This window comes from Nonomuraea sp. NPDC003707 (assembly GCF_053587055.1).
In genome coordinates this window covers 291,482-316,438 of the sequence record NZ_JBSFNK010000003.1, presented here as the reverse complement: position 1 = coordinate 316,438, position 24,957 = coordinate 291,482, and the positions used below count along the sequence as shown (strand labels likewise).

The window sequence follows — 24,957 nt, the reverse complement described above, 5'->3', positions numbered from 1 at the left end:
GGCGGACGATGGCGGGCGAAGCTATGGACAGCCTGATCAGAACACCGGCCGCGCGCCCGCGCCGGCCGCTCGAGATCGATGTGGAGCCGCTGCAGCGGCGGCTGGAGGAGACGGTCGACGGCGAGATCCGGTTCGACACCGGCAGCCGCGCCGCCTACGCGCGGGACGCCTCCAACTACCGGCAGGTGCCCATCGGCGTCGTGGTGCCCTACACGCTCGACGCCGGGGTGGCGGCGGTGGCCGCGTGCCGCTCCCGCGACGTGCCGGTGCTGTCGCGGGGCGGCGGCACCAGCCTGGCCGGGCAGTGCTGCAACGTGGCCGTGGTGATCGACTGGTCCAAGCACTGCGGCGCGGTCGAGTCCGTGGACGTCGCGGGCAGGCGGATCACGGTGCAGGCCGGCGCGGTGCTGGACGCGGTCAACCACGTGCTGGAGCCGGAGGGCCTGATGGTCGGGCCCCGGCCGTCCAGCCATCCGACCTGCACCATCGGCGGCATGATCGGCAACAACTCGTGCGGGGCGTCCGCGCAGGCGTACGGGAAGATGTCGGAGTCGGTGCTGCGGCTGGAGATCCTCACCTACGACGGCGTGCGCATGTGGGTCGGCCCGACCGACGACGACGAGTACGCCAGGATCCAGGCCGAGGGCGGGCGGCCGGCCCAGCTCTACCGGCAGCTGCGCGAGCTGCGCGACGACACCATGGAGCTGGTGCGCACCCGCTTCCCCAAGCTGGAGCGGCGCATCTCCGGCTACAACCTCGACCAGCTCCTGCCCGAGAACGGCTTCAACCTGGCCCGCGCCCTCGTCGGGAGCGAGGGCACGCTGGTGACCGTGCTGCGCGCCGAGCTGGCCGTGGTGCCGAGGCCGGCCGCGCGGTCGCTGGCGGTGCTCGGCTTCGAGGACATCTTCGCGGCGGCCGACGCCGTCCCCGCCGTGGCCGGGCACCGGCCGCTGGCGCTGGAGGCCATGGACGACCGGATGTGCCGGCTCGCCCGCCAGGAGCGCCCCGGCGATCTCGCGTTGCGCGACCTGCCGGAGGGGCGGGGGTGGCTGCTGGTGCAGTTCGGCGGCGACACCGCCGAGGAGGCGCTCGAACGGGCGCACGGGCTGATGCGCGACGTGGGGCAGCACGCGACCCACACCTTCCTCGGCGACCCGGCCAAGGAGGACGAGCTGTGGCGCTGGCGCGAGGCCAGCCTGGGCGTGGAGGCGTACCCGCCGGAGGGGCGGGAGACGTACGAGGGCTGGTCGGACGCGGCCGTGCCGCCCGAGCGGCTGGGCACGTACCTGCGCGACTACGAGCAACTGCTGCGCCGCCACGGCTACGCGGACTCGGCCCTGTACGGGCACTTCGGACAGGGATGCGTGCACGGGAGGCTCCCGCTCGACCTGCACACCGATGACGGGATCGCCCGATACCGGGCGTTCGCGGAGGAGGCGGCCGACCTGGTGGCCGCCTTCGGCGGCTCGCTGTCGGGGGAGCACGGCGACGGGCAGGCGCTGGCCGAGCTGCTGCCGCGCATGTACGGCGACGAGGTGGTGGAGGCGTTCGGCCGGTTCAAGGCCGTCTTCGACCCGCGCAACCGGATGAACCCCGGCAAGGTCGTCCGCCCCAACCGCCTCGACCGGGACCTCGCCCAGCGGCACTTCTACCCGCTGGAGCCCCGGCAGAAGTCCTTCGACTACCAGGGCGACCACGGCCGGTTCGGGCACGCCGCCACCCGGTGCGTCGGGATCGGCAAGTGCCGCCAGGACACCTTCGAGGGCGGGGTGATGTGCCCCAGCTACCGGGTGACACGCGAGGAGGAGCACTCCACGCGGGGGCGGGCCCGGCTGCTGGGGGAGATGGTGCGCGGCGAGCTGATCACGGACGGCTGGCGCTCGGCCGCCGTGCGCGACGCGCTCGACCTGTGCCTGGCCTGCAAGGGCTGCCGGTCCGAGTGCCCGGTGAACGTCGACATGGCCACGTACAAGGCCGAGTTCCTGTCCCACCACTACCGGCGCCGGATCCGGCCCCGCGAGCACTACTCCATGGGCTGGCTGCCGATGTGGGCGGCGCTCGCCTCCGCCATGCCCGCCCCGCTCAACGTCCTGGCCCACACGCCGGGCCTGTCGCGGCTGCTCAAGGCCGTCGCGGGGGTCGCGGCCGAGCGGGAGCTGCCCCGCTTCGCGAACGAGCGCTTCATCGACTGGTTCAAGCGGCGGGGCCCGGCGCGGCCCGGCACGCGGGGCAAGGTGGTGCTGTGGGCGGACACGTTCACGAACAACTTCGACCCGCACATCGGGCAGGCGGCGGTGAGCGTGCTGGAGGCGGCCGGGTTCGAGGTGCACGTGCCGCCGGTGGCGCTGTGCTGCGGGCTGACCTGGATCTCCACGGGACAGCTCGGGGTCGCGCGGCGGGTGCTGGCCCGCAGCGTGCGCGCGCTGCGGCCGTGGGCGGAGTCCGGGATCCCGGTGGTGGGGCTGGAGCCGAGCTGCACCGCCGTGTTCCGCGCCGACGGGCCGGAGCTGCTGAACACGCCGGACACGCGGCTGCTGTCGGAGCGCACGCTGACGCTCGCCGAGCTGCTGGAGTCGCGGGCGCCCGACTGGCGCCCGGCCTCCCCGGGCGGGGAAGCGGTGGCGCAGGTGCACTGCCACCAGAGCGCCATCATGGGGTACGACGCCGACCGCGCCGTTCTCGACCGCTTCGGCATCCGCACGGAGGTCCTGGACGCGGGCTGCTGCGGCCTGGCCGGGAACTTCGGGTTCGAACGCTCGCACTACGACGTCTCGGTGGCCTGCGCGGAGGAGTCCGTCTGGCCCGCCGTCCGGGCGGCGGGCCCTGACCAGGCGATCCTCGCGGACGGCTTCTCCTGCCGCACCCAGATCGCCGCCTCCCGCAGCGGCCGCCAGGCCCGCCACCTGGCCGAGCTCCTGGCCACGTCGCTGTCCCGCCCGGAACCCGGCTGAGCCACCCTCCGTGGTGCTTCCTGCGGGCAGAGCGAGTACGCCGCCCGCGGGAAGCACAACGGAAGCGATCCGGTAGCGCTTTGCGCAACGGTCGGGTCCGTCCTGAAAGATCCTTTCTCCTCTTCCTCATACGAGGTCACGTCGAATGTCCACATTCTTACGCTGGGCACCAGTCCGTACCAGAACGCTGGCGGCGCTGGCTCTGCTCACCGTCCTGGGCTCGCTGCTCACCGCGCCCGCCGCGTCCGCCACCGCGGCGGGCGCGCCGATGCTGCCCCTGTTCGTACGCAGGGCGAGCGACGGCCACCTGCTCGCCTACGAGCCCAAGGGCACCGGCGGCCTCCAGAGTCCCGTCGACCTCGGCGGCGGCTTCTCCGCGGCGACCGCGATCCTGCGCGCCACCACCTCCGAGAACGGCACCGGCAACGACCTGTTCTTCCGCCTGGGCGGCGAGCTCTACTACACCGCCGAACGCGGCACCTCGACCATGCCGGTCGCCTCGACCATGGACCAGTACAACCTGATCATGACCCCGGGCAACATGGGCAGCAGCGCCTCGCCCGAGATCATCGCGCGGGATGCGGCCGGTGCCCTGTGGCTGTACCCGGGCCGCTCCGACGGCGGTCTCGCGGCCCGGGTCCAGGCCGGGACCGCCGGCTGGAACGGCATGGACGCCCTGGCCGGATACGGCGACTACACCGGCGACGGCAAGAACGACCTGCTCGCCAGGACCACCGCCGGCACCCTCTACCTCTATCCGGGAACGGGCGGCGTCACCGAGAACCAGATCCTGGGCGCCCGCGTCAGCGCGGGCACCGGCTGGGACGCCTACACCGCGCTGGTCTCGACCGGCGACAACAACGGGGACGGCAAGGCCGACCTGATCGCCCGCGACTCCGCCGGCGCGCTCTGGCTCTTCAAGGGCACCGGCGTCTCCTCGGCCCCCTTCGCCGCCAAGGAGAAGATCGGCAACGCGGGCTGGAACGCCTTCAACGCCTTCTTCTGAGCGCACCCGTCCCCGTAACCAACGGCTGAAAGCTGACCATGTTCACCACCACATCACGGCGCCCTTTATCGGGATGGCTGCGCGCTGCCGCCGCGACCCTCGCCTCCATCACCGTCCTCTCCTTGCAGGTCGTACCCCTGCCCGGCGCCGCCCCGGCGGCCGCCTTCGCCGACGCCGCCGAGTACGACCTCGCGCGCGCCGCGTCGGTCCGCGCGGCCCAGTGCCTGCTCACCACCGCGCAACGCAGGGGCGGCCAGGACCTCAAATCCGTCGCCCGCGCCGGGCTGGGCGGCACCGACGACGTCCTGCTGCGCAACGCCGCCGATGACTACTGGGCCGACCCGCCGACCCCGCTGCACGCCGCCTTCGACAAGGACGAGGAGCGGACCGGGGCCAAGCTGAACGAGCTCAACGACCGGCACTACGTCTGGGAGGGGTCGCTCGCCGTCCCGCCCCCGAAGGGTTATACGGACGTCCAGTTCCAGCGGATCGACCAGAAGGACAACCCGTTCACCAAAGTGGGCCTGTCCACCTGGATCTCCAACCAGTACTGGCAGCACGAGGACGACTTCTACGCCGATCAGACCCCGCGGGCCGCCAAGGAGTCCGTGGACGCGGTCAACAAGATCGCCGAGGAGCGTTACCCCGCCGGCGGCGAGGACGAGGAGGGGCGGCAGGCGTGGAAGGACCTGACCGCCGACCACCCCATGTACGCCGACGACGCGCGGGCCTTCCTGGAGCGTGGCGGCTTCCCGACCGGCGCGCCCGATCCGGACAGCATGGAGTTCCGGGTCGACGTCGAGAACCTCAAGGCCCGCTACGCCTCCTGCACCACCGCCAACCCGCCGGACCCGCACGAGGTGCTGGGCGCCGAGTTCGCCGCCGCTTCGCAGGAGTGGCAGCAGGAGGTCGACGGCCAGCGCGCCCAGCGTGACACCATCCTCAACGAGGAGGCCGGGGCCGCCGCCGACCTCCAGGTCGCCTCCCAGGCATTGGGCGAGGCGCTGGGCCAGTCGATCATCGCGAGCCGGCTGACCGAATGGCAGGCGTACTGGCTCAAGCAGTCGCCGGACGACCTGTCCTACCCGAGCGCGGCGGAGTTCGCCAAGGTCAAGAACGACATCGTCAAGGCCCAGGCCATGGCTCTGGGCCGGGTGTTCGTCGCCTCGCGGGCCGCGCAGTCGGCCCAGCGGCACGCCACCGCCGCCGTCACGGCCCAGCAGGCCGCGTACGCGATCGCCGACGCCGCCGGGCTGCCACGGGGGCGCGGCCTGCTCTACGGACAGCAGGCCGTCCAGGTAGCCCGCGCCTCGGCCGCCGCCACGCAGGCCGTTTCCAAGGCCACCGAGACCGCGGGCAACGCCACTCGCGCCTCGGCCGCCGACAGCAAGACGCTGATGGCGCTGGCCGAGACGCAGGCGCACGCCTCGCGGGCGGAGTTCCGGCGGATGGCCGCCGAGGAGGCCGCCGCGCAGGCCAAGGCCGCCGCCGACGGCGCCGCCACGCAGGCGGCTCTCGCGGCCGAGAACGCGACCAAGGCCAAGAACGCGCAGGCCAGGGCCGAGGCCGCCGAGCAGACGGCGAAGGCGGCGGCCGACGACGCCCGCGCCAAGCGGGAGATCGCCGAGTCCGAGCGCGACAACGCGGAGCGGCAGAAGAACATCGCCGCCGAGCAGCGCGCCAACGCCGCCGCCGCCGAGGCCAGGGCCGTGAGCGAACGCGCCAACGCCGCCAACGCGCTGAGCGCCGCCCAGGGCGCCGGCGCCACGGCGGCAGACAAGAAGGAAGTGGCGCTGGAGGCCGAGCGTAAGGCGGCCGCGGCCCGTACCACCGCCCTGGAGGCCGAGAGCACCCGGGACACCCTGCAGGCCAAGGCATCCGCCCGCGAGGCGTACGCCGCGGCCGCCGAAGGCACCGATGCCGCAGAGGGGGCCAGGACCGCCGCCACCCAGGCGCGTTCCGCGGCCGACCGGGCGACCACCGCCGCGACCAACGCCCGCGCCGCCGCCGACCAGGCCACCGCGGCCGCGTCCGCCGCCCGCGAGGCGGCCACGCGGGCCGAGGCCTCCGCGGCCCGGGCCAGGTCCGCCTCCGACGCGGCCCAGCGCGACGTGACGATCACCAACGCGGCGGTCAAGAAGGCCCACGCCGCGGCGGCCGACGCCATCAAGGCGTCGTGGGACGCGTCCATCAACGTCCGTGACGCCGAGCAGTACGCGAAGACCGCCATGGCCAACGCGGTGCGGGCCAAGATGGACGCCGTCGTCGCCCGCAAGGAGGCCGACGCCGCGCACGTCAGCGCGGTCAAGACCGCCGGGTTCGCCTACGCCACCGCCCAGGCGGCGCTGGCCGCCCGCGACTCGTCCGTCCAGGTCATCAAGCCGGCCAACGACGCCATCGAGCTCGGCTCCCCGTACAAGGAGACCGACGCCTCGGCGGGCCTGGCCGTGCTGACCGCGCAGGCGTCCAAGACGCTGGCCGCCCAGCAGGCCGCCGTCGCCCAGGCCAAGGCCACCCAGGCGAAGAAGGCCGCCGCCGAGGCCGCGGCGCTGGCGGCCCAGGCCGACGCCGACGCCAAGGCGGCCGCCATCGCGGCGGCCGACGCGGCGGATTCCGCGGCCAAGGCCGTGGCCTCCCTCGCCCAGGCGCGGGCCTCGGCGGACGAGGCGGCAGCGGCGGCCAAGGCGGCGGTGAAGGCCGAGGCCAACACCGTCGAGTACGACCGCCGCGCCACCGCCGACGCCGCGGCCGCCGACAAGGCCGCCACCGCCGCCGAAGGCTACGCCGGCGACGCCCGCGACTCGGCCGACGAGGCCGAACGGGACGCCGCCTCGGCCCGCGACGCCGCCAGCGCCGCGGAACAGGACGCCGCCACCGCCCGCGACGTCGCCTCCAAGGCGGAAGCGGACGCGACCGCCGCGGAGGAAGCCGCCAAGAACGCGCGGCAGAGCGCCGAGGAGGCGCAGGCCGCGGCGATCAGGGCCGAGGCGCAGGCCCGCCAGCAGACCCGGGACACCCAGCGCATCGCCACCTGGGACGGCGGCTTCGCGCTGACGGAGGTGGCGACCGACCTGACCGTGGACTCCTGGAACGGGTCGTGCACCACCGGCTGGGGCGGCGACGGGACCTGCGACATCGACATCCCGCTGCACATCCACGGGACGGTGTACTACAACCTAGCGACGTGCCAGATGACGAGCGCGACCGAAGCGGAGTGCACCCGCTACAACCTGCTCGTCAAGGACGTCGACTTCATCGAGCACCGCACGCTGCACATGGACGTGCGGAAGGTGATCCAGGAGTCGTTCAACAACCTGGTGCACGCCGTGCTCGGCGACTTCATCGACTGCGCCAACTTCAAGGCTTCGGGCTGTGCCTGGGTGGCCGGCGAGATCCTGGGCCCGGTGATCATCGGCAAGATCGCGAAGAGCGTGTTCGCCTTCCGGAACTCCATCCGCACGGGAGTCGGCGCCGAGGAGGCCGTGGCGGGCCTGGAGGCCGAGGCCGGCCTCGACCAGGCGACCGTGCTCGGGCTCGAAGCGCAGGCGGTGCGCGAGCTCGAGGCGCTCGAGGGCGCCAAGGTCTCGCTCGGCAGCCTCAGAGCCGAGTTCGTGGAGTTGGTACGCCGCAGGGCGCTAGGTTGGGACGCGGCGCAGAAGGGATTCAGGAAAGCCGAGATGGAAACCGCACTCCGCATCGAGTCCGAGCGCGGCGTGCGGCTCAGCCGGTCCAACGGCACGAGCGAGGACTGGTTCGACCAGTACGGGCGGTCCTACGACGCGGTGGGCAGCGGTCTCAGCGCGGAGTTCTTCGAGCGGAGCTGGCCGAGCCTGCAGAGTCAGATTCAGTCGCATCTGGGGAAGGCGCAGTTCGTGCCGGTCGACGTCTCTCTGCTCTCGTCCGCCCAGATCGCGACGGTGAAGGCGTTCATCGAACCGCTGGGACGCAACGTCTTCATCGTGGGTGGTTGATGGCGAACGACATCTTCGTCTCCGACGAGTACGCGTGGACCGCGTCGTTCGGGGTGTTCGAGTGGGTGGTCGAATTCCTGCTGGAAACCATCGAGGACGCGGCCACCAAAGAGCACCTCTCGCTGGTCCTCAGCGCCGGTCTCGGAAGCGTCGACCTGAGAGGGCTGCCGGACGCCGGGCGCGCGCAGATCCTGCGAGCCCTGCGCGGGCCACTGGTGCCGGCTGCCGAGTCGAGCCTCGCGCTCACCCAGCCCGAAGGTGCTCGGCGTTTCACCATCGGCCACGTCAAAGTCCTGGCCCTCATGGCCGAGGACGTGGCCGGCTCCGCCGGCGGAAAGGGAGCCACCTGAGCTGAGACCGGCGGCCGTCCTCGTCCCGGACGAGGGCGGCCGCCGGGCCGGCCGTCCAGGGTGAGGGTCAGGCACCGCCGCCGGCTAGCTTTCCAGGGCGAGGGCCAGGCGGCGGGCCAGGCCGGTGTTGCGCCGCTGGCCGATCCGGTGGACGGCCAGCTCCAGCGCCTCCCGCTGGCCCACCAGCACCACCCACGCCTTCGCCCTGGTCACCAGCGTGTAGAGGAGCTTGCGGCGCAGCATGATCCCGCCCGACTCGGCCACGACGGGCGCCACCACGAACGGGTATTCGCTGCCCTGCGACCGGTGCACGCTGATCGCGTAGGCGTGGGTCAGGTCGTCGAGCTCGTCGAAGCCGTAGCGCACCCGCTCACCGTCGTCGGTCAGGATCTCGATCGTGCGCTCCTCCTGCACGACCGCCGTCACCGTGGCGGTCTCCCCGTTGAAGACGCCCTTGTCGTAGTTGTTGCGGATCGGCATGACCCGGTCGCCCACCCGGAACACCGACGCGCCCGACCAGTGCTCCGGCTTGTCGTCGGCGGCCGGGTTGAGCTGGTCCTGGATCAGGCGGCCGAGCGCGGTGGCGCCCGTCTCGCCCTTGCGCATCGGGCACAGCACCTGCACCTGGTCGGGCTCGACGTTCTGCTTGCGCGGGATCGCCACCATCGCCAGATGGGCCACCCGCCGCGCCACCTGGGCGGGGTCGTCGAGCTCCTCGAACCAGAACCCGCCGCCGGCCGTCCTGACCGGGAGCCGGCCGGCGCGGATGCGGTGGGCGGCGTCGATGATGCCGCTGCCGCCCGCCTGCCGGAAGACGTGGGTGAGCTGGACCCGCGGGACCGCCTCCACGCGCAGCAGGTCGGCGAGCACGTCGCCGGGCCCGATGCTGGGCAGCTGGTCACCGTCGCCGATGAGCAGCAGATGGCTCCCGGACGGCACCGCGGCGGTCAGCCGGGTGGCCAGGTGGAGGTCGAGCATGGACGCCTCGTCCACCACGATCAGGTCGGCCTGCGACGGCGTCTCGTCGAACAGCGTCTCCGGGTCGGGATCGGGCTGGCGGGCGAGCATCCGGTGGATGGTCATCGCCGGCAGCCCGGTCAGCTCCGACAGGCGCTTGGCCGCCTTGCCCGTGGGCGCGGTGAGCGTGACCGTGCCGCCCGCGGCCCTGACCGTGGTCGCGATGGCCTTCACCGTGTGGCTCTTGCCGCACCCGGGGCCACCCGTGATGATGGAGACGGTGCTGGTCAGGGCCATGTTGACGGCGGCCTGCTGGTCCTCGTGGAGCCCGGGGTCGTCGGGGAAGGCGCGCAGGGGGAGCGTCGAGCGGGCCCGCATGAGCCGGGCGATCTGCTCGGTCAGCGCCGCCTCCCGGCCGTGCACGTGCTTGGCGTACGCCACCGGCTGGCCCGGCTGGCCCGGCTGGCCCGGCGCGGCCTCCACGACCACCCGGCGGTCGGCCACGAGCGCGTCGATCATCGGGCGCACCAGCTCCTGGTCCTGCTCGATCAGCTCCGCCGTCTCCCGCACCAGCGCGGGCACCGGCACGAAGCAGTGGCCGTCGCGGCTGCCCGCCGCCTCCAGCCGGTCGAGCAGCGCCGCCTTGACCCGCTGCGGGCTGCGCTCGGGCACCCCCGACTGCAGCGCGATCTTGTCGGCGATCCGGAACGCGATCCCCCGCACCCGCCCGATCAGCCGGTACGGGTCGGTGGCCAGCACCTCGTCGGCGTCCTGCCCGAACACCTGGTAGATCTTGGCCGCCAGCAGCGGGCTGACCCCCAGCCCCTGCAGCGTCACCATCAGCGCGGCGATCGCCTTCTGCTCCTGCCACGCCTGGACGATCTGCCCCTGCCGCAGCGGCCCGATGTTGACGACCTCGGTGAGCCGCTCGGGCTCGCTGTCGATCACCTTGAGCGTGGCCTCGCCGAAGTGGTCGACGATCGCGTACGCCAGGCGCGGCCCGATGCCCCTGATCAGCCCCGACCCCAGGTAGATCCGGATGGCCCGGACCGACGAGGGCACGATGCGCTCGCACCCGCTGACCGCGAAGCGCCGCCCGTAGCGCGGATGGCGGCCCCACTCGCCGAGGATCCGCAGCGTCTCGCCGGGCTGCGCCCCCGCCAGCGCCCGTCCGGTGGCCACGAAGTCGGGCTCGCCGTCGGCGCTCATGCGCGCGACGGTGTATTCGTCCTCCCGGACGTAGACGAGCTGCTCGACCGACGCCTCCACACCGCAGATCCAACCACCTGACACCGACAAGGTCACATGGCGGTCGGATAGGTCGCAGGTTCGGCGTCGCCCCACGGCTCGCCGTGCAGCGGGTGCAGCGCCCTGGTCTCGTCCAGCCAGATGAACGCGTCGTAGCGGCCGCCCACCACCGTGGGCACGTAGTTGCCCCTGAGCTCCCGCTCGGGGTGGTACACGACGCCGACCGCCCGGTGCCCCATCGGCTCGTCGTACCAGGCGGGTCTCGACCACTTGGGCGGGACCACGAACAGCACCTCGGGCTCGACGACGGCCTCGTGCAGCAGCGCCTCCAGCGACGCGGGCCGCGCCGGCGGCACCCGCATGACGTGGTGCTGCGAGCCCCAGGCGGTCGCGGCCACCACGGACCCGCGGTGGGTGCCGAACCCCACCAGCACCGCGTCGTCACCGTACCGCTCCCGGGCCAGCTGCCCGAGGTTGGTCATGCCCGCGGCGGCCATGTCCGTGGCACGGGCGTCGCCCACGTGGGTGTTGTGCGCCCACACCACGCCCTTGGCGTCGGAGAAGTCCGCGAGCCGGGCCATGGTGTCGGCCATGTGGACGTCCCTGACGTTCCAGGACTCGGGGCCGCCGCGCATCATGGAGCGGTAGTAGCGCTCGGCCCCGGCCACGACCTCGGCGTTCTGGCGCGCGCTGAAGCCCTGCTCGTCCCCGGGCGCCGCGCGGACCACGGCCTGGAGCAGCTGCACGACCTCGTCCTCGCAGCCCTCCGGGACCAGCCGGGTGGCCAGGCCGTACTGCTGCGGGTCGTGGCCGTAGGACTCGAAGCAGTACAATGCGTCGATGACCGGCTCCATCTCGTGCGGCAGCCGGGCGGCGGCGTAGCGGCGCACGGCGCGCAGCGAGTCCCACAGGCTGTAGACGTCCAGGCCGTGGAAGCCGCAGCGCTCCTCGCGCGGCAGCGCGGCGTTGTAGCGCCGCAGCCACCGGCAGAACTGCACGACCTCCTCGTTGGCCCACATGAACGTCGGCCAGTGCTCGAACGTGTAGAGGGCCTCGAAGGGATCGGTGTCGCCGGTCACGGCCCGATGCACCCGTTCGCAGTCGGGCCAGTCGCCCTCGACCCCGACGAAACCGAATCCCTTCTCGGCGATCAGCCGGCGGGTCAGCTCCGCCCGCCAGGTGTAGAAGTCATGCGTCCCGTGGCTGGCCTCGCCGATCAGCACGAACCTCGCCTCGCCCACGCGTTCCATCAGCGGGTCGAGGTCCCCCGGGCCGGTCAGCGGCAGCGCCGAGCGGCGTACCTCGTCGAGAACCGTCATTCGTCCTCCTCCGCGAGCACGCGCAGGCATTCGCGGGCCAGCTGGAGCTCCTCGCGCACCTGCACCACCATGACGGGGACGGCCGCGTCGTACGCGCTGACCGACCCGTCGTCGTGGCGGTTACCGAGCGAGGGAGGCTCGATGCCGAGCAGCCCGAGGCGGGCGCAGACGGCCTCGCGCACCTCGGGCTGGTCCCAGCCGATCTCCCCGGTGAACACCAGTGCGTCGATCCGCCGCAGCGAGGTGGCCGCGGCGGCGATCTCCCTGGCCACCCGGTGGCTGAACACCTCCAGCGCCAGCTCCGCGGCCGAGTCGCCCTCCCGCGCGGCCGCCACCAGCTCGCGCGTGTCCCCCGAGAAGCCGCCCGACAGCCCCAGCAGGCCGGAGCGGCGCTCCAGCCCCTCGCTCAGCTCATCCACCGTGAGATGGCCCGGCCCCAGCAGCCACATCAGCATCCCGGGATCCACGCTGCCCGAGCGCCGGGACATGGGCAGCCCCTCCAGCGGGGTGAAGCCCATCGAGGTGTCCAGGCTGCGCCCGCCCGACACCGCGCACACCGAGCAGCCGCCGCCCAGGTGCGTCAGCACGAGGTCCAGCTCCGCCGGCGGCCGGCCGAGCAGCTCGGCCGCCCGGTCGGCCGCCCACGCGTACGACAGGCCGTGGAAGCCGTAGCGGCGCAGCCCGTACTTCTCCCGCCAGGACAGCGGCAGCGCGTAGACCGCGGCCTCCTCCGGCAGGCCGGCGTGGAAGGCGGTGTCCGGGCAGAGCACGTGCGGCAGGGCAGGCAGCTCCGCGCGGGCCGCGTCCAGCAGGGCCAGCGCCGGCGGCAGGTGCAACGGTGCCAGGCTCGTCAGGCCCCGCAGCCCCTCGGCCGTCTCGTCGTCGGCCACGGTCGGGGTGCGGACGAGATCGCCGCCGTGCACGAGGCGGTGCGCCACGGCGCGGATGTCGCGCCCGAAGTGCCCGCCGAGGAACGACGACAGCTCCCTCCTGGCCGAGCCGGGGTCGACGGCGCGCTCGGTGCGCACGCAGTCCAGCACGCAACCGCCCTCCACCAGGTCCAGGCGGAGGCTCGACGACCCGGCGTTGACGGTGAGTATCGCCGCCGACTCCGTCACCTGCTCGTCGATCGACACGCCCATGCCCGCTCGGCTACCCCTCATCCCAGGCGCAAAACGGACACCGCGCTTTACCGCCCTCAGAGATTGCCTCGTCTGGAGGTCGGGTAGTCGTGCGCCATGGACATCACCCTGAAGGTGAACGGATCGTCACATTCTGTGCACGTGGACCCTCGGATGTCGCTGCTCGACCTGCTCCGGGAACGGCTGGGGCTGATCGGCGCCAAGAAGGGCTGCGACCACGGCCAGTGCGGGGCCTGCACGGTGCTGATCGACGGGCGGCGGGCCAACTCCTGCCTGGCGCTGGCGGTGGCGATGGACGGCTCGGAGATCGTCACCGTCGAAGGGCTGATGGAGGGTGACGAGCTGCATCCGCTGCAGGCCGCGTTCATCGAGCACGACGCCTTCCAGTGCGGCTACTGCACGCCGGGGCAGCTCTGCTCGGCGGTGGGGATGCTGGGCGAGCAGGGCCCGAGCGCGATCACCGGCGATCTCCGCGAGGACCCCGGCCTGACGCCGGAGGAGATCAGGGAGCGCATGAGCGGCAACCTGTGCCGCTGCGGCGCCTACGTCAACATCGTCAGCGCCATCGCCGAGGTCGCGCCGTGAAACTCTTCGAATACACCAGGGCGGGCAGCGCGGCGGACGCGGTGCGCAGGTTCGGGCCGGGCGCCATGTACCTGGGCGGCGGCACCAACCTGGTGGACCTCATGCGGCTGGGCGTGGCCGAACCGGACCGCCTGGTGGACGTCGGCAAGCTGCCGCTCGACGCCATCGAGCAGACCGGCGACCGGCTCCGCGTCGGCGCCGCCGTGCGCAACAGCGATCTGGCGCTCCACCCCCTGGTGCGCTCCCGTTACCCGATGCTGGCCCGGGCGGTGCTGTCCGGCGCCTCCGGCCAGGTGCGCAACATGGCCACGGTGGCCGGCAACCTGCTGCAGCGCACCCGCTGCCCGTACTTCCAGGACGTGACCCGGCCGTGCAACAAGCGCCAGCCCGGCTCCGGCTGCCCGGCGATCGAGGGCGACCACACGAACCTGGCGATCCTCGGCACCTCGCACGCCTGCGTGGCCACCCATCCGTCGGACATGGCGGTCGCGCTGGCCGCGCTGGAGGCCGAGGTGCACGTCACCGGACAGGGCGGTGACAAGATCGTCCCGATGCCGGGGCTGCACCGGCTGCCGGCCGACGCGCCCGAGCGGGACACCGTGCTGGAGCCGGGCGACCTGATCACCGCCGTGGAGCTGCCCGCGCCGCCGCCGGGCGCCTCGCTCTACCGCAAGGTACGCGAGCGGGCGTCGTTCGCCTTCGCCCTCGTGTCCATCGCCGCCGTGCTCGACGTCCGCGACGGCACCGTCACCGGCTGCCGCATCGCGCTCGGCGGCGTGGCCCACGCGCCGTGGCGGGCCGAACGCGCCGAGCAGGTCCTCGTCGGCGGCCCGGCGACCGGTGAGGCGTTCCGCACCGCCGCCGAGGCCGAGCTGGAACAGGCCCGTCCGCTCCCGCGCAACGACTTCAAGGTGCCGCTGACCCGCAATCTGATCGTCCGCACGCTTGAGGAGCTGACGCCGTGAACCGCGTCGAGGGCCGCGTCAAAGTCGCCGGGCTGGCCACGTACGCCGCCGAATACCCGGTCGAGGGCGTCACCTACGCCTACCCCGTGCAGTCGCGGATCGCCAAGGGCCGCATCCGGCGCATCGACGTCCGTGACGCGCTCGCCATGCCCGGCGTGCTGGCCGTGCTGTCCAGCGAGGACCCGCCCCAGTTGGGCCCGGCCGCCGAGGGCGAGCTGGCGCTGTTCCAGAGCAGGGAGATCGCCTACCGCGGCCAGTTCGTGGCCGCCGCCGTGGCCGACACCTACGAGAACGCCCGCGCCGCCGCCGACGCGATCGTCGTCGAGTACGAGCAGGACATCCACGACGTGGCCCTGCGCGCCGACCACCCCAACCTGTACCAGCCGGAGACCGTGAACCCCGGCTTCCCGTCCGACACCGTGAAGGGCGACGTCGAAGCCGGGCTCAACGCGGCCGAGACCGTCATCGACGTGACCTACACGACCCCCGTCCTGCACAACAACCCGATGGAGCCGCACGCCGCCCTGGCGCTGTGGGACGGCGAGGGCAGGCTGCTGGTGTACGACACCACGCAGGGCACGTCCGCGAGCCGCGACCTCCTTGCCCAGACCCTCGGCGTGTCCAGTGAGCAGGTGCGGGTGGTGTCCCGGCATGTCGGCGGCGGCTTCGGCTCGAAAGGCACCTCCAGGCCCCAGGCCGTGCTGGCCGCCCTGGCCGCCAGGGCCGTCGGCCGGCCCGTCAAGATCGTGCTGACCAGGCAGCAGATGTTCGACGTCACCGGCTACCGCACGCCCACGATCCAGCGGCTGCGGCTCGGCGCGGACGCCGACGGCCGGCTCACGGCGCTGGAGCACGTGGCCTACGAGCAGAGCTCGACGCTGGTGGAGTTCGCCGAGCAGACCACGACCCCGACCCGCGTCATGTACGCCACGCCCGCGCTGCGCACGGCCCACCGGCTGGTCCGGCTGGACGTCGCCACCCCGTCGTGGATGCGCGCCCCCGGCGAGTGCCCCGGCATGTACGCGCTGGAGTCCGCCATGGACGAGCTGGCCTGCGCCGCCGGCATCGACCCGATCGAGCTGCGCGTCCGCAACGAGCCGGAGACGGAGCCGGACAGCGGCCTGCCGTTCAGCTCCCGCAACCTGGTCGCCTGCCTGCGCGAGGGCGCCCGCCGCTTCGGCTGGGACCGGCGCGACCCCGAGCCCGGGCGCCACCAGGAGGGCGAGTGGCTGGTCGGCACCGGCGTGGCCTCCTCCACCTACCCGGCCAGGCGCAGCCCGTCGAAGGCCGTCGTCACCATGCGGGAGGGCGACTTCCTCGTCCAGGTGGCCGCCGCCGACATCGGCACGGGCGCGCGTACCGCGCTGGCCGGGATCGCGGCCGGCGTGCTGGGCGTCGCGCCGGACCGGGTGCATGTCGAGCTGGGCGACAGCGACCTGCCGGAGGCCCCGCTCGCGGGCGGCTCCATGGGCACGGCCTCGTGGGGTTCGGCGGTCGTGCGCGCCTGCGAGCACCTCAAGGTGAACGGCACGGCGGGCCGCGCCGACACCACCGAGGAGGTCGCGCGGGACGCGGAGCTGGCCAGGCACGCGTTCGGCGCCCAGTTCGCCGAGGTGCGGGTCAACTCCGTGACGGGCGAGGTACGGGTGTCGCGCCTGCTCGGCGTCTTCGCCGCCGGGCACATCCTGGACGCCGAGCTGGCCAGGTCGCAGTTCATCGGGGGCATGACGATGGGCATGGGGATGGCGTTGATGGAGGAGACGTACACCGACGAGGAGTTCGGCGGCTTCCTCCGGCGCGACCTGGCCCAGTACCACGTGCCCGCCTGCGCCGACGTGGAGCGGATCGAGGCGGTCTGGCTGGAGGAGGAGGACGACGACCTCAACCCCATGGGCAGCAAGGGCATCGGCGAGATCGGCATCGTCGGCACGGCCGCCGCCGTCGGCAACGCCGTGCACCACGCCATCGGCCAGCGCGTGCGCGATCTGCCCATCACCCCGGCCAAGATCCTGCGGGCGAGGTTTTAGCGCGCCCCGCCAAGGAAGGAGAAGTCTCTCGTTCCGGAGTCGGGAGGCGGCGTGAAGAACGAGTCGGATCAGGAGCGCGCGGATCGGAACTTCGTGGAGCTCTTACAGGGCGCGCGCGTGGCGGTGACCGGGGTGCAGGTGCTGTTCGCGTTCCTGCTCACGGTGCCCTTCTCGGTCGGTTTCGGCAGGCTGGACCCGCCCGACCGGTGGCTGTTCTACCTGGCGCTGGTCAGCGCGGCGGTCGCGTCCATCTGTTACATCGCGCCGACCGCCCAGCACCGCGTGCTGTTCCGGCAGGGGCGCAAGGAGACCCTGGTACGGCGCTCCAACCTCTACGGCATCGTGGGCGCGCTCGCGCTGGCCGTGTCCATGGCGACGGCCACCATGCTCGTGATCGACTACCTGTTCGGCCCCGCGCTGGGCTGGACCACGGGCGGGATCCTGGCCGCGCTGGCCCTGTGGACCTGGTTCGGCCAGGCGGCGCTCAACCGCTCGGACGATCAGTCCTCCGAGGGGAGCTCGGTGTCGTCGTCCGCGCGCTCGCGCGAGTAGGCACCCCGCCCCACCATGTACGCCGCGACCGACACGGTGATCACCTGGGAGATGCCCGCCAGCAGCAGCGGCCCGGCGTTCGCCCAGGTGGGCCGGTGCAGCCACATGGCCAGCAGCACCAGCAGCACGCCGAGCACCTGCGGTTTGGTGCCCGCGTGCATACGGTCGAGCGTGGTGCGGAACCGGACGAGCCCGGCCCCGGCCGACAGCGCCAGCGTCGCGCCCAGCAGCAGGCAGGCCGCCGCCGCAATGTCGAGCCAGCTCATCGGGACCTCCCCGAGAAGAAGCGGGCCAGCGACACGGACCCGACGAACCCCAGCAGCGACAGCACCAGCAGGATCGGCAGGTCCGAATAGTCGTCCCTGACCACGGCGAACGCCCCGACGACGCACATGCACAGCGACGTCATCACGTCGACCGCGACCGCCCGGTCCAGCATCGTGGGACCGCGCGCCACCCGGTAGAGCGTGGCCGCCGCCGCGCATCCGAGCAGCCCCAGTGTCACGAGGTACACCGCGGTCACGGCAGCTCCTCCCGGTCCCGCCGGGTGCCGAACGCCGCCACGATGCGCGACTCCAGCCCGGCCACGTCCGCCCGCACCGCCTCGGCGACGTCTCCCGGACGCCCCAGCACGTGCAGGACCAGCTCGCGCTCCTCGGGGTAGGCCTCCACGACGAGGCTGCCGGGCACGGTCGACAGCGCCACCATGATCATCACGGTCATGGACTCCGACGACGTGCGCAGCCGTACCCGGACGATCTGGGTGGGCGGCACGCCGGGCCGCACCACCCAGACCACCACCCGCACGGTCGAGACCACCAGGTCCCGGCCGAACCAGAGCAGGAAGTCCACCAGCGCCACCGGATGGACCCTGATGCCCGGGTCGAGGACGGGCAGCGGCAGCAGCCACGTCACCACCAGCGCGACCGCCAGCCCGCCCAGCACGTTGCCCGCCGACAGCTCGCCCCACAACGTCACCCACACCACCGCCAGCCAGGCGATCAGCGCCAGCCGCGGCTTCACGGCCGCCCTCCGAGGACGGCCGTGACGTACGGCTCGCGGGCCATCAGCTCGGCGGCGGCCCGGTGCGTGAACGCCGACAGCGGCCCGGCCAGCACCGTGAACGACAGCCCCATCGCGACCAGCGCCGCCACCGCCGCCGTCAGCGCCCCCGGGACGGCAGTCGTCGTGACGGTCGGGTCCTCGCCGGTGTACTCCTCGCTCTCCACGACCGTGCCCGCCCGCACGGCCCGCGGGCCCCGCCAGAAGGCCTTGCTCCACGTCTGGGCCACGGCGTACAGGGTGAGCAGGCTCGTCACCAGGCCCCCGGCCACGAGGGCGACGGGCAGCGGGCGGCCGTCGGCCAGGCCCGCCTGCACCAGCATCAGCTTGCCGAGGAAACCGGACATGGGCGGGATGCCCGACAGGTTCATGGCGGGCACGAAGAACAGCACGGCCAGCAGCGGCGCGGTCGTCATCAGGCCGCCGAGCCCGTTCACCGAGGTGGTGCCGGTGCGCCGCTCCACCAGCCCGGTCACCAGGAACAGGGTCGTCTGCACGGTGATGTGGTGCACCACGTAGAAGATCGCCCCGGCCAGCCCGGCCACCGTGGACAGGCCGACGCCGAACACCATGTAGCCGATGTGGCTGACCAGCGTGAACGAGAGCATGCGCTTGAGGTCGGTCTGCGCGACCGCGCCCAGCACGCCCGTCAGCATCGTGGCCAGCGCCACCCACATGAGCAGCGTCGACACCGGCCCGCCCGGGAACAGCAGCGCCTCCAGACGGATGATCGAGTAGACGCCGACCTTGGTCAGCAGGCCCGCGAACACGGCCGTGGCCGGGGCGGGCGCGGTGGGATAGGAGTCCGGCAGCCAGGCCGACATGGGGAAGATCGCCGCCTTGATGCCGAACGCCAGCAGCAGCGTCAGCTCCACCAGCAGCGCCACCTGCACGGGCAACGTGGCGAACCGCTCGGCGAGCTGCGCCATCGACAGCGTCCCGGTGGCCGCGTACGTGACTCCCAGCGCGATCAGGAACAACATCGACGAGGCCAGGGCCATCAGCGTGTACGTGGCGCCCGCCCGGATCCTGGACTCGGTGCCGCCGAAGGTGAGCAGCACGTACGAGCCGCTCAGCAGCAGCTCGAACGCCACGTACAGGTTGAACAGGTCACCCGACAGGAACGCGTCCGCCACCCCGGCCACCATGACCAGGAACGCTGGATGGAAGATCGCCATGGGGGCGTCGTGCTCCTGCGCGGCGTAGGCGTTGGCGACCGAGTACACCATGACGCAGAACGTCACCGCCGACGACACCAGCAGCACCAGCGTGGACAGGCGGTCGGCCACCAGGCAGATGCCGACGGGCGCCGGCCAGCCGCCCAGCTCGGTGACCAGCGGGCCGCGGGTGTCGGCGGCGACCAGCAGCAGCGCCGAGACGACGACCGAGATGGCGAGCGTGACCAGGCTGATGAGCGACTGCAGCCGGCGCAGCCGCCCGCCGATCGCCAGCTTCACGCCGGCGGCCAGGAGCGGCAGCAGCACGGGCACGCAGATCAGCCTCTCCACCGGGATCAGCCCTCGCCTTCCGGCTCGGGCACGCGGCTCTCCACGGTCAGCCCTCGCCTTCCGATCCGGGCACGCGGCTCCTCATGGTCAGTCCTCGCCTTCCAGCTCGGGGTCCTGCGCGAGGGCCTGGCGCTCCCGCTCCTCCCTGATGGCCGCCCGCATCTGCCTGCGCGCCTCCCGCTGCCGTGCCTTGAGCTTTCTCCGCATCGCCCGCTCCCTGGCCGCCTGCTCCTCCCGCCCCCGCGTGTGCTGCTCGCGCAGCTGCTCGATGCGCTCGGCGTTGTCCAGGGCGGCCGCGTCCTCGCGCCGCCCCGCCTCCTCGAAGCGCAGGTGCACCTCCTCCTCGGTCAGCCCCTCCTGCCGCCGCTCGTGCATCCACCGTTCGAGCTCGTCGTGCACCCTGGAGATGCGCTGCTCCAGGTCGGCCTCCTGCAGCCGCTCGCGCTCGGCCTGCTCGGCCGCGAGCTTGGCCAGCTCGGCGCGCTGCTCGGCGACCAGCCGCCGGTAGGCGTCCCGCCGGGCGCGCACGGCGTCGCTCAGCTCGCCGCGCCGGGCGCGCAGCCGTACGCGGCGGTCCTCGGTGTCGTCCTGGACCTCGTCGCTCCCGGACAGCTGCCACGACCGGTGCGCCAGGGCCAGCAGGAACGCCGTCACCCCCAGGGTGATCACGATCGCGGTGAGCACCATGGCCTGCGGCAGCGGGTCGGCCCGCCCGCGGACGTCCACGAAGGGCGGGCCGCCCGGGTCGCCGCCCGCGGTGACGATCAGCAGGTTGACGCCGTTGCCCAGGAGGACGACGCCGGCCAGCACCCGTACCAGGCTCCGCTCCAGCAGGAGCGTGACCCCGGTGGCGACCATCGCGAAGCAGGCCAGGAAGGGCAGCAGGGTGACGGTCACATGCTCTCCTGCCGGTCCAGCTCGGCGCCGAGGGAGCGCAGGATGTCCTGGACCATGCCGACGACGGACACGTACACGCCGAGGTCGAACAGCAGCCCCGTGGACACGTGCAGGTGCCCGGCCAGGGGCACGCTCACGTCCACGGTCAGCAGGTCGAGCGCCGCCCGCCCGAACAGCAGCCCGATCAGCGCCGTGCCCGCCGACAGCGTGAGCCCGGCGCCCATGAGCACCCCGGCGTGCACCGGGAGCGCGGCGGCCAGCTCGTTCCGCCCGCCCGCCAGGTAGCGCACGGTGATCGCCAGCCCGGCCACGATGCCGCCGGCGAACCCGCCGCCGACCTCGCTGTGCCCGATGAACAGCAGGAACACCGAGAGCACCAGGACCGTGTGGAACGTCAGCCGGGCCACCACCTCGAACGCCAGCGCCCGCTGCCCGCGCGGCAGCGTGGCCGACAGCCAGCGGGTCCGCTCGGCGGGCGGCCCCGCGACCGGCTCGATGTGGTACGACCTGCGCCGCAGGAACACCAGGCTCGTCACGCCCAGGGTCAGCACGACGAGCACCGTGCTCTCGCCCATGGTGTCCCAGGCGCGCAGGTCGACGATGAGGGCGCTGACGATGTTCCTGGCGCCGGCCTCCCCGGCGGCCGCCTCCAGGTGCGCGCCGACCGGCTCGGCGGTCCGCGCGCCCATCGCGAGCATGCCCGCGCCCGTGACCACCACCCCCACGGCCAGCCCGAGCGCCATCCTGAACGGGAACGGCAGCCGCCCCCTGACCGGGCCGAGCGGCAGCCGCCGCAGCACCAGCGCGAACATGACCAGGCTCACCGTCTCGGCCAGGAACTGGGTGAGCGCCAGGTCGGGCGAGCCGTGCGCGAGGAACAGCAGCGCCGTGCCGTACCCGGTGAGGCCGACGACCAGGGCCAGCAGGATGAACGCGCGGGCGAACAGCGCCAGCACGGCCGCCGCCACCGTCAGGACGGCGACGACGGGCTGCTCGGGGCGCTGCCAGAGGACGACGGGCACGCCGAGGTGTGGCGGGCCGCCGGAGGCGAGGGAGAACACGCCGACGCCGACCGCGGCCAGCAGGGTGAGCGTCAGGTAGTCGGGCACGGACCCGCGCTGGATGAAGCCGGTGAGCTGGATGGCGAAGCGGTCGAGCCGCTGCACGAGCGCCCAGAAGACCTGCCCGGAGTCGACCACGTGCAGCGCCGCCCCCGCCCTGGCCACGGGCTCCCTGGACAGGAACAGCGCCACCCCGGCCGCCACCGACACCGCCGACAGCAGGAGCGGCAGGGTGAAGCCGCCCCACGCCGCCAGATGGACGTCATGCCCCTTAATGCGAAATGTCCCGATATATCCAGAAAAGGCGGAGGCGAACCATCCGGCGAACGGCGTCAGGACCAGCCCGAGCAGCGACAGCAGCGCGGCAGGTCCCGTCATGGCCGCGGGCATGCGATGCGTCCGCCGCGCCGCCACCCCCGGCTTGTCGCAGAACGCGCCCCACAGGAACCGCAGCGTGTACGCCGCCGTCAACGCCGACCCGGCCACCACGCCCGCCGGCACGACCGGCGCGCCCATGAGCGCCTCCAGCGCGGCCTCCTTGCCCGCGAACCCCGCCAGCGGCGGCAGCCCCGCCATCGACGCCCCCGCCAGCACCGCGACCCCGCACACCCACGGCATCGCCCGGCCGACCCCGCTCAGCTCGCGCAGGTCGCGGGTGCCCGCCGCGTGATCGACGATGCCCACCACCAGGAACAGCGCGGCCTTGAACAGCGCGTGCGCCAGCAGCATGCCCACGCCGGCCAGCGCCGCGCCCCCGTCGCCCGAGCCGAACAGCACCGTGAGGAAGCCGAGCTGGCCGACCGTGCCGTAGGCGAGCAGCCGCTTGAGATCCGTCTCGCGCAGCGCCCGCCACCCGCCCAGCACCATCGTGACCAGGCCGAGCGGCACCGCCACCGCCCGCCAGACCGTCAGGTCCCCGAGCGCGGGGCCGAGCCTGGCCAGCAGGTACACGCCGGCCTTCACCATGGCGGCCGCGTGCAGGTAGGCCGAGACAGGGGTGGGGGCGGCCATGGCGGCCGGCAGCCACATGCTGAACGGGAAGATCGCCGACTTCGACAGCGCGCCGGCCAGGATGAGCACGACGGCGACGGGGCCCGCGTGGGGCGGGTGCGCGACGATGTCCGAGACGCGGTACGTGCCCGCGGCCTGCCCGAGCAGGACGAACCCCGCCAGCATGGCCAGGCCGCCGAACGTGGTGACCATCAGCGCCTTCATGGCGGCCTGCCTGCTCAGCCTGCTCTCGGGGTCGTACCCGATGAGCAGGTAGGAGAAGACGGTGGTCAGTTCCCAGAAGACGTACAGCAGGAGCAGGTCGTCGGCCGCCACCAGCCCCAGCATCGACCCGGCGAAGCCCGTCATGAAGCAGCCGTAGCGCCCGAGCCCCTTGTCGTCCCGGCTGAAGTAGCGGGAGCTGTAGATCATGACCAGTGCGCCCACGCCGGTGACCAGCGACATCATCAGCACGGCCAATGCGTCGGCGCGGAAGGACAGCTCCAGCCCCAGCACGGGCGCCCAGACCGCGCTCTCCCGCGGGGGCAGCCACAGCAGGACGGCGAGGAAGGCGATGCCCGGGGGAAGGGCGAGCACGGCCAGGGACGTGCGCCTGACCAGCCAGGGAGCGCACACCGCCGCCACCGCGTGCAGGACCAGCAGCGACTCCATGGGCTCCTCGGGAGGGACTTTTCCGGCTACGTCCGCCAATCTCTCCCGGCACGGCACGCGCGCCCCGCAGGCGCGGCCGTGGTTGACCCGAACGACACCAGTCCCACACCGTGGTGTGGGACTGGAGGAACAGCGGACTCACACCTTGGCGGAGCACGCCCCCGGCCGTGGCGGGACGACCGTTATCAGGTAGCGGTCGATCTGCTTCTCCACGCAGCTCGAACCGCCGCTGTACGCGGTGTGCCCGTCGGCGTCGTTGGTCAGCAGCACGCCCTTCGACAGCTGGGACGCCAGCGCCTTCGCCAGGCCGTACGGCGTGGCCGGGTCGCGGGTCGTGCCCACCACCACGATCGGCGGCGAGCCCTGGGCCCGCACCTTCTTGGCGAACCTGGTGCCCTTGACCGGCCAGTACGGGCAGCGCGACTCGGGGTGGTCGAGGCAGTTGATCGCCATGAGCGCCTCGTACCGGTTGTCGTAGCTGCCGTCGGCCCGCCGGCCGTTGTAGTCGTCGGCGAGCAGCAGCAGCTTCGTGCCGTCGCCCTTGAACGCGTCCGCCAGCGCGACCCGCAGCGTCGGCCAGTAGGCCACCGCGTAGAGGGCGTTCATGACGCCGGTCCGCGCGACGGCCTCGCTGACCTGCCGGCCGTCGTAGGTGTTGCGCAGCGGCGCCTGGTCGGCCCGCTTGTACAGCGCGTCCAGCCGCTTCCAGGCCGCGCTGACGGAGTGCTTCTTGAACGGGCAGTCCTTGGCCTTGAAGCAGTCGCGCATGAACGACTCGGTCGCCACCTGGAAGCCCTTGGCCTGTGACCGGGCGAACTCGATGCCGGTCTGGTTCGGGTTCTCGGCGCCGTCGAGCACCATGGCGCGGATCCTCGTGGGGAACAGGTCGGCGTACCTGGCGCCGAGGTAGGTGCCGTACGACCAGCCGAGGTACGTCAGCCGCCGCTCGCCCAGCGCGGCCCGCATCACGTCCATGTCCCTGGCGGCCTCGCCGGTGCCGACGTGCGCGAGGAGCTGCTTGCCCGCGTTCTTCGCGCAGGCGCCGGCGAACGCCTTGGCCCACTGCTTGGCCTGCTTGACCTCGGTGCGGTTGTCGGGCGTCGGGTCGGTGGCGAAGAGCGCGTCGAGGCCCAGCGTGCCGAGGCAGCGCACGGGAGCCGAGGCGCCCACGCCCCGCGGGTCGAAGCTGACCACGTCGAACCGCTGCCTGAGAGAAGGGGACACCATGGTCTTGGCGGCCTTCAACGAATCGACGCCGGAGATGCCCGGGCCGCCGAAGTTGAGCACGATCGACCCGATCTTCTTTCCGGTGGCGCGCAACCGGACCAGGCTGATCTTGATCTGCCTGCCGCCGGGCTTCGAATAGTCGAGCGGGACCCGCAATTTCCCGCATTCATATCCGTTGCCACAGGAGGACCAGGCCACCCGCTGACCGTAATAAGCGTCGAGCCCGCCGGGCCCGGTCGCCCGCGCCGGCCCGGCGAGACCGGCGGCGGCGATCAAGCCTGCGATGGCGGGCGAAATGATGGTGATTAGACGTCGCATGAATAGAACGTGAATGTGAAAGCTTGCGGCGGCCTTTAAGGGCGCTGGAATAGATCGTCTGCAAGCGCGAATCCGGGGCTCGCCCATGCGCCGCCCTCGACAAGGTAATCGGATGGTAGTGCTCGGGCGCCGAAACGCGCCGATCCCGC

The 24,957-nt window shown here is 72.8% G+C and carries 18 protein-coding genes; 8 read left to right on the top strand and 10 right to left on the bottom strand.

What is annotated here, in order from left to right; translation table 11 throughout:
* Positions 1 to 23: 23 nt before the first annotated feature.
* The 4 genes from ACWDRB_RS09045 (at position 24) to ACWDRB_RS09030 (ending at position 8,278) form a co-directional block, all read left to right on the top strand.
* Complete coding sequence (locus ACWDRB_RS09045; protein ID WP_449892559.1) at positions 24 to 2,951, top strand: FAD-binding and (Fe-S)-binding domain-containing protein; 2,928 nt, start codon at positions 24 to 26, stop codon at positions 2,949 to 2,951.
* A 145-nt stretch (positions 2,952 to 3,096) separates the two neighbouring features.
* Positions 3,097 to 3,957 carry an FG-GAP-like repeat-containing protein gene (locus ACWDRB_RS09040; RefSeq protein ID WP_449892558.1) on the top strand — a complete coding sequence of 287 codons (861 nt, stop codon included), beginning with the start codon at positions 3,097 to 3,099 and terminating at the stop codon, positions 3,955 to 3,957.
* Positions 3,958 to 4,079: 122 nt separating this feature from the next.
* Positions 4,080 to 7,928: a hypothetical protein gene (locus ACWDRB_RS09035; RefSeq protein WP_449892556.1), complete on the top strand. Its 3,849-nt coding sequence runs from the start codon at positions 4,080 to 4,082 to the stop codon at positions 7,926 to 7,928.
* Complete coding sequence (locus tag ACWDRB_RS09030; RefSeq protein WP_449892555.1) at positions 7,928 to 8,278, top strand: hypothetical protein; 351 nt, start codon at positions 7,928 to 7,930, stop codon at positions 8,276 to 8,278. Before ACWDRB_RS09035 ends, ACWDRB_RS09030 begins: the two co-directional genes overlap by 1 nt.
* A gap of 84 nt (positions 8,279 to 8,362) precedes the next feature.
* Here the strand turns inward: ACWDRB_RS09030 and recD2 are convergent, their stop codons facing one another.
* Genes recD2 through ACWDRB_RS09015 form a run of 3 tightly spaced genes read right to left on the bottom strand, consistent with a single transcriptional unit; the run spans position 8,363 to position 12,944 of the window.
* Positions 8,363 to 10,504, bottom strand: coding sequence for an SF1B family DNA helicase RecD2 (gene recD2 / locus ACWDRB_RS09025; RefSeq protein ID WP_449892554.1), 2,142 nt, complete (start codon positions 10,502 to 10,504; stop codon positions 8,363 to 8,365).
* A 32-nt stretch (positions 10,505 to 10,536) separates the two neighbouring features.
* Positions 10,537 to 11,802 carry an erythromycin esterase family protein gene (locus tag ACWDRB_RS09020; RefSeq protein WP_449892553.1) on the bottom strand — a complete coding sequence of 422 codons (1,266 nt, stop codon included), beginning with the start codon at positions 11,800 to 11,802 and terminating at the stop codon, positions 10,537 to 10,539.
* The gene (locus tag ACWDRB_RS09015) at positions 11,799 to 12,944 is read right to left on the bottom strand and encodes an acetate/propionate family kinase (RefSeq protein WP_449892552.1); all 1,146 of its coding nucleotides are present in this window, start codon (positions 12,942 to 12,944) and stop codon (positions 11,799 to 11,801) included. Before ACWDRB_RS09015 ends, ACWDRB_RS09020 begins: the two co-directional genes overlap by 4 nt.
* 96 nt (positions 12,945 to 13,040) lie before the next feature.
* On the opposite strand from ACWDRB_RS09015, the gene ACWDRB_RS09010 reads away from it, so the two are divergent.
* The 4 genes from ACWDRB_RS09010 to ACWDRB_RS08995 are packed head-to-tail and all read left to right on the top strand — an operon-like array spanning position 13,041 to position 17,073.
* Positions 13,041 to 13,529 carry a (2Fe-2S)-binding protein gene (locus ACWDRB_RS09010; protein ID WP_350727750.1) on the top strand — a complete coding sequence of 163 codons (489 nt, stop codon included), beginning with the start codon at positions 13,041 to 13,043 and terminating at the stop codon, positions 13,527 to 13,529.
* Complete coding sequence (locus ACWDRB_RS09005) at positions 13,526 to 14,494, top strand: FAD binding domain-containing protein (RefSeq protein ID WP_350727751.1); 969 nt, start codon at positions 13,526 to 13,528, stop codon at positions 14,492 to 14,494. The genes ACWDRB_RS09010 and ACWDRB_RS09005 overlap by 4 nt, the downstream gene beginning before the upstream one ends.
* Positions 14,491 to 16,521 (top strand): xanthine dehydrogenase family protein molybdopterin-binding subunit, encoded by a 2,031-nt coding sequence (locus ACWDRB_RS09000; RefSeq protein ID WP_449892551.1) that lies wholly within the window; start codon positions 14,491 to 14,493, stop codon positions 16,519 to 16,521. The genes ACWDRB_RS09005 and ACWDRB_RS09000 overlap by 4 nt, the downstream gene beginning before the upstream one ends.
* Before the next feature lie 51 nt (positions 16,522 to 16,572).
* Positions 16,573 to 17,073, top strand: coding sequence for a DUF6328 family protein (locus tag ACWDRB_RS08995; RefSeq protein ID WP_357739825.1), 501 nt, complete (start codon positions 16,573 to 16,575; stop codon positions 17,071 to 17,073).
* Here the strand turns inward: ACWDRB_RS08995 and ACWDRB_RS08990 are convergent.
* The 7 genes from ACWDRB_RS08990 to ACWDRB_RS08960 all read right to left on the bottom strand — a co-directional run bounded on the left by ACWDRB_RS08990 (position 17,022) and on the right by ACWDRB_RS08960 (position 24,808).
* Positions 17,022 to 17,339: a cation:proton antiporter gene (locus ACWDRB_RS08990; RefSeq protein WP_350727754.1), complete on the bottom strand. Its 318-nt coding sequence runs from the start codon at positions 17,337 to 17,339 to the stop codon at positions 17,022 to 17,024. The two genes, ACWDRB_RS08995 and ACWDRB_RS08990, sit on opposite strands and share 52 nt — an antisense overlap.
* Positions 17,336 to 17,596 (bottom strand): monovalent cation/H+ antiporter complex subunit F, encoded by a 261-nt coding sequence (locus tag ACWDRB_RS08985; RefSeq protein WP_350727755.1) that lies wholly within the window; start codon positions 17,594 to 17,596, stop codon positions 17,336 to 17,338. The genes ACWDRB_RS08990 and ACWDRB_RS08985 overlap by 4 nt, the downstream gene beginning before the upstream one ends.
* Complete coding sequence (locus tag ACWDRB_RS08980; protein WP_449892550.1) at positions 17,593 to 18,096, bottom strand: Na+/H+ antiporter subunit E; 504 nt, start codon at positions 18,094 to 18,096, stop codon at positions 17,593 to 17,595. The genes ACWDRB_RS08985 and ACWDRB_RS08980 overlap by 4 nt, the downstream gene beginning before the upstream one ends.
* Positions 18,093 to 19,643, bottom strand: a complete 1,551-nt coding sequence (locus ACWDRB_RS08975) for a Na+/H+ antiporter subunit D (protein WP_355195753.1) — start codon at positions 19,641 to 19,643, stop codon at positions 18,093 to 18,095. The genes ACWDRB_RS08980 and ACWDRB_RS08975 overlap by 4 nt, the downstream gene beginning before the upstream one ends.
* A gap of 87 nt (positions 19,644 to 19,730) precedes the next feature.
* Positions 19,731 to 20,540 (bottom strand): Na(+)/H(+) antiporter subunit C, encoded by an 810-nt coding sequence (locus tag ACWDRB_RS08970; protein ID WP_363974616.1) that lies wholly within the window; start codon positions 20,538 to 20,540, stop codon positions 19,731 to 19,733.
* Complete coding sequence (locus ACWDRB_RS08965) at positions 20,537 to 23,263, bottom strand: Na+/H+ antiporter subunit A (protein WP_449892549.1); 2,727 nt, start codon at positions 23,261 to 23,263, stop codon at positions 20,537 to 20,539. Before ACWDRB_RS08965 ends, ACWDRB_RS08970 begins: the two co-directional genes overlap by 4 nt.
* Positions 23,264 to 23,401: 138 nt before the next feature.
* Entirely contained in the window at positions 23,402 to 24,808 is a 1,407-nt protein-coding gene (locus ACWDRB_RS08960) for an alpha/beta hydrolase (RefSeq protein WP_449892548.1), read from the bottom strand.
* Between the last annotated feature and the right edge of the window lie 149 nt (positions 24,809 to 24,957).